A 2845-nucleotide genomic window follows, 5' to 3' on the forward strand; every position below is an offset into this window, starting at 1 on the left:
ACCATAAATAAAAGAGATTATTTGTCGTAAATTTATATATAAAAGCACCTGATATTTTTTATTATATTGATTATAAATGTAAAAACATCTAATTTAAAATGTAGGAGAATATAAATACTTCTATTAATATGTTGGGATGAGAATTATTTAATATGTAAAAAAGATGGCGGATTAGTTTTTAATACTATCTATGAATAATAAATACACATATTTTCTTTTTAAAACAAAAATCTATTCTGTTATAAATAACATTTTATTTAGTGCTATTTATATTTTTTGGCTCTAAATTAATGAATTTTACAGACATCTTAAAAGGCTGATAGATTAATATTTAACTATATTATTTCCTGTATCAGCCACTCTTAACTTAATAGTGAAAAACAATCCCTATCTGAAGTATTTTGTAAGAAGGCCAAAAAGTAAAAAATGGAATTCACCACTTATCAAACAGGGATATCAAAAGCAGGTGATTTAAGCCAAAGTAGGGGGCATTTTTTAATAGTGGATTTTGCTATCATAGAGTCACATTTATTCAAAGGATGATTGTGATATGTTACTGGCTCTTGAATTGATGGCGGGAACTTATCTGAGTTTAAGAGTGTTAGATTTTTATCGAGGACGCAAGAAAGCCAAAGTAGCTAAAAAACTACAAAATAGCTCAGCGCCAAAAAATGATATTGTTCCAGAACACACAAGTGCTGAGGAAGAACAAACCTCCAATCATTACATCAAAATTAGTGGTCTTAGCTTGTTTACTTCTGCTTTACTCACTACAACAAGTTCTGCTTTTCCGATATTACAAGTCACTAACATTGTTATCCTCACTTACGCGAGCAGTCCGATTCTGAAACAAGCCGAACAGTCATTGATTCGAGAAAGAAAAATCAAAAATGACCTACTCAATTCACTGGTTGTGGTTGGTTCGGTGGCAACAGGGGCTTACTTTACCGCTGCATTGATTATGCTGATTTATCATGCAGGTAGTAAATCACTTGCAAAAACGCAACACCGCTCTGAAAAAATGCTGACGGATATTTTCCAAAATCAGCCTACTACGGTCTGGATTGTAAAAGGTGATTCTGAAATAGAAATTGCCCAGCAAGACATACAAGTAAACGATATTGTTGTGGTGAATACGGGTGAAGTGATACCGATTGACGGCGTGATTATTCAAGGCGAGGCGATGATTGACCAACATACCTTGACGGGGGAATCAATACCCGTAGAAAAACAAACAGGCGATCACGTATTTGCGATGACTTTGATATTAAGCGGCCAAATTTATATTAAAGTTGAAAAATCGGGTAATGACACGGTTGCAGCTAAAATTACTAAAACACTAGATAATATGCTTGATTTTAAAACCGATGTGCAATTAGTGGGTGAAAAATGGGCGGATAAAGTCGCTGTACCTTTGTTAGCCTTGGGAGCGGTGGCATTTCCTTTTATTGGTCTTTCTCCCACCTTGGCTATTTTGTATGCCAGTCCAGGAAATATTTTTCGATTTTGTGGATCGTTGTTAACTTTGAATCACCTAATTATCGCCTCCCGTAACGGAATTTTGGTTAAAGATGGGGCAGCATTAGAAAAACTTACTACGATAGATACTATTATTTTTGATAAAACAGGCACTTTAACTGAAAGTCAACCTGAGGTCGGCGAAATTATCATTTATCATCAATCCTATACGAAAAAACAATTGCTCAATTATGCCTTAATTGCTGAATATAAAATGAATCATCCAATTGCTAAAGCGATTCAGAAAAAAGCCCAACAATGGGAATTAGCTATGCCAAGCGTAGACTATTCAGAATACAAAATGGGTTATGGTATCAAAGCCTCATTTGAAGATAAATCAATCTGGGTTGGTAGCATTTCGTTTTTAAAAATGGAAGGGATTAAAATTCCTGAAGATGTGGAAACAGCCTTAATTGAGACGTATCAACACAAGGGACATTCTCTAGTTATGGTCGCGGTGGATCATGAATTGATTGGTGCAATGGAAATTTGTTTTCAAGTTCGCCCTGAAGTTAAGGATTTAATCAGTGGCTTACGCAAGCGCGGCATCAGTCACATCTCAATTCTATCAGGCGATAACGCTTCACCAACCCGCCATTTAGCTGAGACAATTGAAGCTGATAGCTATTTTCATAATATTTTACCTGAAGATAAAGCCAATATTGTCGAAAAATTCCAAAAACAAGGCAAAACAGTATGTTTTATCGGTGATGGGGTAAATGATGCAATTGCAATGAAACAAGCTGATGTCTCGGTGTCGTTGCGTGGTGCATCATCGGTTGCAACTGATATGGCACAAGTGATTTTAATGGATGGTACATTAACCAAATTAGATGAGTTATATGATTTGTCGAAAAATTTGGATAAGCATTTACGTCACAGCATTATTTTCGGTGCAGGGGCTGCTAGTAGTTATGTGATTATTTTTCCACTGTATTTGCATATTGGATTGCTAACAACTTTACTTTCTTCTTTGGTGATTTTGGCGGGTATGGTCACTCATGCGATGCTGCCTTTAAAACAATTACCTCAAGACAAGCAAGAAAGCCTCAAACAAGTTAGGATTGAAAGTTAAAATAACTACTAAAGAATCAAAGCATGTAGGATGGAATGGTATAGCGTTTTCCACCAAAATAATGGCTATTATAAATAAGGTGCAATACGGTGCGTAATGATATCTTTATTAGCTTCAATTTTTGGGGTATATAGTCATTCTATTTTAAGATGATACAGGACTGGCAGTCCTAGGTTTTAAAACTATTTGATATTTAAAGTATTTCAGGACTGCCAGTCCTCACATTCAAGATAGAATTGACTATACCTATTC

At 35.1% G+C, this 2845-nt stretch carries 1 protein-coding gene; it reads left to right on the forward strand.

All coding sequences use genetic code 11. The features are described from left to right. Positions 1-550: 550 nt before the first annotated feature. On the forward strand, positions 551-2593 hold the full coding sequence (locus ABXH34_RS18415) for a heavy metal translocating P-type ATPase (protein WP_353573351.1): 2043 nt from the start codon (positions 551-553) through the stop codon (positions 2591-2593). The last annotated feature ends 252 nt before the right edge of the window (positions 2594-2845 follow it).

Origin of the sequence: Candidatus Albibeggiatoa sp. nov. BB20 (assembly GCA_016744725.1) — a bacterium.
GTDB lineage: Bacteria > Pseudomonadota > Gammaproteobacteria > Beggiatoales > Beggiatoaceae > Albibeggiatoa.